This window comes from Oceanitalea stevensii (assembly GCF_014837105.1).
Taxonomy (GTDB): Bacteria; Actinomycetota; Actinomycetes; order Actinomycetales; family Actinomycetaceae; genus Oceanitalea; species Oceanitalea stevensii.
In genome coordinates, this window is the sequence record NZ_JACSPO010000004.1 from 226,169 (window position 1) to 232,731 (window position 6,563).

Consider the following 6,563-nt stretch of genomic DNA (forward strand, 5'->3'; position numbering starts at 1 on the left):
TGCCTGGACGCGGCGTTTCGGCGACGCGGTGTTGTGGGGCCCCGACAAACGGTGCTCGCTACGGGGCGAGGGCCGCCTCGATGAGCTCGACGAAGACCTCCGCCGGCTGTGCGCCCACGACGGGCGTCCCGGCCACGACGAAGCTCGGCGTGGACTGCAGGCCCAGGCTCTGCGCCTCGTCGACGTTGCGCTGCACGGTGCCGAGGACGGCGGGGTCGGTGAGGTCGGCGCCGAACTGCTCGAGGTCCAGGCCCAGCTGCTCGGCCATGGCGGTGAGCTGCTCGGGGGAGCGGGCGTCCATGTCGGCGAAGAGCAGCTCGTGGAACTCCTGGTAGCGGCCCTGCTCCGCCGCGGCAGCGGCCGCCACGGCGGCGCGCGTGGAGTCCTCACCGAGGATGCTGATGTCGCGCCACTCGAGGCGCACCGAGCCCTCCTCGACGTACTCGAGGACCGTCGGCTGCGTCTCCACCACCCAGCGCTGGCAGTAGGGGCAGCTGTAGTCGGAGAAGACGACCACGCCCACCGGAGCGTCGACAGGTCCCGCGGCCATGGGGTCTCCCTCCAGGCGCCTCGTGAGGTCCGGGGCCGGCGCGGGCGCGGTGGACTCGGTGGGGGCGGCGGAGGGGGCCGGCGGCGTCGTCACCGGGACCGCGGAGGGGGTGGCGTCCTCGTCGCCGGTGCTGCCGACAAGGAGCCCGCCGACCACCGCCACGACGACGAGGAGGAGCAGGACGGGCACGAGGATGCGGGCGCGGGACGCGGGCATGGACGGGCTCCAGAGGTAGGCGGTCCGGCCATGCTAAGCCCGGCCCGCGGCGCTGTGGTTGGGTGGGCGCGTGACCGAGCAGCCCTTCGCGCGTGTCGTCCGGCTGGCCGAGGTGGGCTCGACGAGCACCGCCCTGCGCGAGGCCGTCGCTGCCGACCCGGCCGCCTGGCCGCACCTGTCCGCGCTCGTCGCCGAGCACCAGACCGCCGGCCGTGGCCGCACCGGCCGCAGCTGGCTCACCCCGCCGGGCGTCGCGCTCACCGCCTCGCTGCTGCTGCGCCCGCGGGTGCCGCTCGAGCGCGTCCCCTGGCTCACCCTCCTCGCCGGCCTCGCCGTCGTGCGGGCGGTCCGCTCCGGTGGCGGGGACCGGGCCGGCGGCGTCGGCCTCAAGTGGCCCAACGACGTCCTCGTCGACGACGGCGGGCCGGCGCTCGCGGGGTGGGGCACCGCCCGCAAGCTCGGCGGGATCCTCACCGAGCTCCTCCCGCCTGCACCCGACGGCAGCCCGGTGGCCGTCGTCGGGATCGGCGTCAACCTCGCCCAGGACGCGGGCGCGCTGCCGGTGGCCTCGGCGACATCCATGGCCCTCGCCGGCCTGCCGGTGCCCGCGCCCACGGCCCTGCTCGACGCCGTCGGGCGCGAGCTCGGGCCGCTCGTGCGCCGCTGGGAGGAGCACGACGGTGACGCGTGCGCGTCCGGACTGCTCGCCGAGGTGGCCGCCGCCTGCCTCACCCTGGGCCGTGACGTGCGGGTCGAGCAGCCGGGTGGCCGGGTTCTCCACGGGCGCGCCGAGGCGCTCGAGCCCGACGGCTGCCTCGCGGTGCGTGACGCCGCCGGGGTGCTGCACAGGGTGCTGGCAGGGGACGTCCTGCACGTGCGGGCGGACACGGGGTCGGCGGAGGCCGGGGCGGACGTTAACCTGGAACTGTGACGGATGCCGCAGACCTCGGGGAGACGACCGCGCCGGCGGAGCGACCCTCCGAGGAGGCGCCGCAGGGGCGGTCCACGGTCGAGGAGCGCGTGGCCGAGCTCGTCGGCGGCGCGCCGAGCCTCACGATGGTCGAGCTCGCCGAGCGCACAGGGGTCGACCTCGCGACCGCGCGACTCTTCTGGCGCGCCATGGGCTTCCAGAACGTGGCCGACGACGCCGTCACCTTCACCGACCGGGACGTCTCGGCGCTGACGTCGATCGACTCACTGGTCCGCGGCGGCCACGTCGACCGCGCCACCGCGGTCTCCCTGCTCCGGGCGCAGAGCTACCTCGCCGACCGCCTCGCCCTGTGGCAGGTGGAGGCGCTGGTCGAGGACGTGAGCCGCCGTCACCGGCTGGACGACACCGGCGCGCGCCTCGTCGTCCTCGACAACATCGCCGACATCGCCGGCATGTTCGAGGGTCAGCTCGTCTACGCCTGGCGCCGGCAGCTCGCAGCACTCGCCGTGCGGATGGACGCCGAGGTCGCGAGCAGGTCCGTGGAGGAGACGACGAGCGACTCCCTGCCGCTGCCGCGCGCGCTCGGCTTCATCGACATGGTGTCCTTCACCTCCAGCTCCGCCCGCCTCGGCTCCCGGGAGCTGGCGGAGCTCGTCCAGGGCTTCGAGTTCACCGCCAGGGACGTCATCACCTCCCACGGCGCGCGCGTGGTCAAGACCATCGGCGACGCCGTGCTCTTCATCGCCGACGACCTCCCCACGGCCGCCCGTGTCGCGGTCGACCTCGTCACCGAGATCCGCTCCCGGCCGGGGCTGCTCCCCGTGCGCGGCTCGGTCGTGTGGGGCCGGGTCATCTCCCGCTCGGGCGACGTCTTCGGGCCGGTCGTCAACCTCGCCTCCCGGCTGGCCGACGTCGCCGAGCCGGACTCCGTCATCACCGACCCCGCCACGAGCGAGCGGCTGTCGACCTCCTCGGCGGCTGCGGAGTTCCAGCTCGTGCCGCTCCCGCCCGTCGACATGGCGGGGATCGGCCAGATGAGCCCCGTGGAGCTCCGCCGCGCATAGCCGCGCTCCGGCGTCACCGGACCGTCACGTGCGGGCCGGGAGAGCCTCGATCGGGGCAATTCGAACACGCCCGGCTTTTGCTTTTGGGCGATCGGAAGTTGGTTGACGGCCTAGAAAAGTGGGGCTAGCGTCACACCTGCCGGGCGGCGTCGTCAGGGACGACGTGTCGCCAGGTTTCGTGGACGACCGAAGGAGTAATGATGCTCATCCCCTCTGTCCTGCCCGCTCGCGGCCCCGCGCCGAGAGCCTCCACCGGGCGCCGGGTCGTGGCAGCACTTGCCACAGCCGCCGTCATCGGGGCAGGCATGGCGGCACCCGCCGCCGCCGACGTCCTCCCTCCCCAGGAGCCAGGCGTCACCCTCCGCACCTTCCAGCTCGCGAGTGACCCGGGCGGGGTCTGCACCCTCCGCTCGGCTACCACTCCGAACGTCGACAAGCTCATGCCGACGATCGACTGGAGCACCGACGCCGACTTCGGCGCCTCCGACAACTTCATCACCCACGCGCTCGCCACCCTCACCGTCCCCACGGACGGCGAGTACGGCTTCCGCGTCACCAACGACGACGGCGCGCTCGTCTACCTCGACGACCAGCTGATCCTCGAGAACGACGGCCCCCAGGACTCGACGTCCGTGGAGGCGACCGTCTCCCTCACCGCCGGTACGCACGACCTGCGCATCGAGCACTACGAGGGCGGCTTCGGCCAGCGGCTCACCTTCTCGTGGAAGACGCCGGGCAGCACCCAGTGGGAGGTCGTCCCGACCTCCGCGCTCAGCACCGAGGCCGGCGTCGTCCGCGTCACGGCCCCGGGCGTGAAGTTCTGCGAGGGCGCGACCGACACCCCCGGTGACGGCCTGCGCCTGTTCGACGTCAACCCGAACTACGAGCTCGTCGACCTGCGCCCCGAGGGCTTCGCCCCCGCCGTCTCGGCCCTCGACTTCACCGAGGACGGCGAGCTCGTCGTCGTCACGGCCGGACAGGTGAGCCCGGGCGGCTGGCAGCCCGACCCGTACACCGGCCAGGTCTACCTCATGGACGGCGTCCAGGACGCCGACGGGCCCGAGGACGTGAGCTACCGGCTCGTCCACGACGGGCTGTTCAACCCCATGGGCGTCGACGTCATCGGCGACTCGATCTTCGTCTCCGAGCGTGACGGCCTCACCGAGCTCGTCCCCGACCCCGAGTCCGAGGACCCGGAGAACCCGACGTACGTCCGGAACCCGGAGTACACGGACGACGAGGGGGAGGTGACCGGCAAGTTCGCCACCTGGCCCGACGGCGGCAACTTCCACGAGTTCGCCTTCGGCCTCGTCCACGACGAGGAGAACTTCTACGTCAACCTCTCCGTCGCCATCAACAACGGCGGCGCGTCGACGAACCCGCAGCCCGCGCAGAACCGTGGCACGACGATCTCGATCGACCGCGAGAGCGGCGAGGTCGACTTCATCGCCGGCGGCCTGCGCACCCCCAACGGCATCGGCTGGGGTGGCACCGACGGTGACGACCTCTTCGCCATGGACAACCAGGGCGACTGGCTGCCCAGCTCCAAGCTCGTCCACATCAAGGAGGGGCGCTTCTTCAACCACTACACGAACCCGGCCGGTCCCTTCGACGACCAGCCGGTGAGCCCGCCCGCCGTGTGGGTGCCGCAGAACGAGATCGGCAACTCCCCGAGCGCGCCGTTCCAGCTGACGGACGGCCCCTTCGCGGGGCAGATGCTCTTCGGTGACGTCACCTACGGCGGCCTGCAGCGCGCCTTCCTCGAGGAGGTCGACGGCGAGTACCAGGGTGCCGTCTTCCGCCACACCGCGGGCCTCGAGGCCGGCGTCAACCGGACCATCGTCGGTCCCGACGGCTCGATCTACGTCGGCGGCATCGGCGAGGGCGGCAACTGGGGCGAGTCCGGCAAGCTCCGCTACGGCCTGCAGAAGCTGGAGGTCGTCGGCGACGACACCTTCGACATCAAGGAGGTCCGTGTCGTCGACGGCGGCTTCGAGCTCGAGTACACCCAGCCGCTCTCCGAGGAGACCGTCGACGGGCTCGCCGAGGCCTACGACGTCAACCAGTGGCGCTACGTGCCCACGCCCTCCTACGGCGGCCCCAAGGTGGGCGAGGAGTCCCTCCTCGTCACCGGTGCCGACCTCTCCGAGGACGGCACGACCGTGACGCTGGCGATCGACGGCCTCAAGCCGGGGCACGTCGTCCACTTCCGCTCGCCCCGCCCCTTCACGGACGCGAACGGCGACGAGCTGTGGAGCACCGAGGCGTGGTACACCCTCAACTCCCTGCCCGGCTACGTCGGCCCCGCCGACCGTGGCTACTACGAGGCGGAGGAGGCCACCCTCCTCGGTGGCGCGAACACGCACGACGAGCACAGTGGGTACTCCGGCACCGGCTTCGCCCAGAACATCCAGAACGTCGGCGCCGAGGTGCGCTTCACCGTCAACGTGGACGAGGCGGGCACCCACCCGGTCCACCTGCGCTACGCCAACGGCCCCAACCCGTCCGACAAGGACAAGACCATGTCCCTCTACGTCAACGGGGAGAAGGTCGGGCCGTGGGTGCTGCCCCGCCTCGGGGACTGGAAGACGTGGGCGACCGCCTCCCGTGACATCGAGCTCGACGCCGGGGCGAACACGATCGCGCTGCGCTACGACCAGGGCGACGACGGCAACGTCAACCTCGACGTCCTGTCCGTCGGCGAGCCCGACATCTGTGAGCCGATGACGACGGAGCCGGGCTACACCGCCCTCTTCGACGGCACGCTCGAGAGCTTCTCCGACTGGAAGCTCGCCGGCGCCGGGTCCTTCGGCCGCTGGGACGACTGCTCGCTGCGCGGGACCGGCGGCATGGGCCTGCTCTGGCACCAGGACGAGCTCGGCGAGTACAGCCTCAAGCTCGACTGGAAGCTCGTGAAGGACGACAACGGTGGTGTGTTCGTCGGCTTCCCCAACCCGGGCAACGACCCGTGGGTGGCCGTGAACCAGGGCTACGAGATCCAGATCGACGCGACGGACGCCGACGACCGCACGACCGGTGCGATCTACACCTTCCAGGGCGCCGACCTCGAGGCCCGCGACGCGGCCCTCAACCCGGTGGGCAGCTGGAACAGCTACGAGATCGTCGTCCAGGGCGACAACATCAAGATCTACCTCAACGAGGTCCTGGTCAACGACTTCACGAGCACCGACCCGGCCCGTGACCTCAGCGCCGGCTTCATCGGGATCCAGAACCACGGCGGCGGTGAGACGGTCTTCTACCGCGACATCCAGGTCAAGGACCTCGCCGTCGTCGAGGTGACGCCCGCGCCGGTGACCTTCACCGACGAGGACGGCACCGAGGACGACGTCTACACGGTCCCCGCGGTCGAGGGCGTCGAGTACGTCGTCGACGGTGAGGTCGTCGAGGCCGGCGAGTACGACGGCGCCGGCACGGTGATCGTCACGGCCCGCCCGCTCGACGGTTTCGCCTTCCCCGAGGGCGCTGCGGCCGAGTGGACCCACACCTTCTCCACCGAGGGCGGCGAGCCGGTCCGCGTGCCGGTGGACCAGGTCTCCATCGGTCTGTACTCCCTCATCCCGTGGGTGAACGCCGAGGGGCAGCAGACGGTGCTCGCGCGGCTGGCGGAGATCGGGCTGGAGAACATCGAGCCCTACGGCGGCAACCTCAACCCTTACACCGCGGAGCAGGTGCGGGCGATGGCCGAGGAGATCGGTCTGGAGATCCCGTCCTCGCACTTCGACGTGGGTGAGGCGGGCTTCGACGAGACGCTCGAGTACGTCGAGACGATCGGTCAGGAGTA

The 6,563-nt window shown here is 71.8% G+C and carries 4 protein-coding genes; 3 read left to right on the forward strand and 1 reads right to left on the reverse strand.

Translation table 11 applies throughout. From position 1 onward, the window contains the following. Nucleotides 1–58: 58 nt before the first annotated feature. Nucleotides 59–766 (reverse strand): DsbA family protein, encoded by a 708-nt coding sequence (locus H9624_RS09990; protein WP_251839745.1) that lies wholly within the window; start codon nt 764–766, stop codon nt 59–61. 70 nt (nt 767–836) lie between these two features. Here H9624_RS09990 and H9624_RS09995 point away from each other — a divergent pair, with 70 nt between their 5' ends. The 3 genes from H9624_RS09995 to H9624_RS10005 form a co-directional block, all read left to right on the forward strand. Continuing rightward, entirely contained in the window at nt 837–1,697 is an 861-nt protein-coding gene (locus tag H9624_RS09995) for a biotin--[acetyl-CoA-carboxylase] ligase (protein ID WP_251839746.1), read from the forward strand. After that, complete coding sequence (locus H9624_RS16905) at nt 1,694–2,761, forward strand: adenylate/guanylate cyclase domain-containing protein (RefSeq protein ID WP_251839747.1); 1,068 nt, start codon at nt 1,694–1,696, stop codon at nt 2,759–2,761. The genes H9624_RS09995 and H9624_RS16905 overlap by 4 nt, the downstream gene beginning before the upstream one ends. A gap of 266 nt (nt 2,762–3,027) precedes the next feature. Continuing rightward, the coding region (locus H9624_RS10005) for a 3-keto-alpha-glucoside-1,2-lyase-like domain-containing protein (protein WP_251839748.1) at nt 3,028–6,563 on the forward strand (3,536 nt) is incomplete at its 3' end.

Bases quoted from the DNA above. Each gene is read 5' to 3' on its own strand.
- H9624_RS09990 (WP_251839745.1), bottom strand. From the start codon at position 766: ATGCCCGCGTCCCGCGCCCGCATCCTCGTGCCCGTCCTGCTCCTCCTC.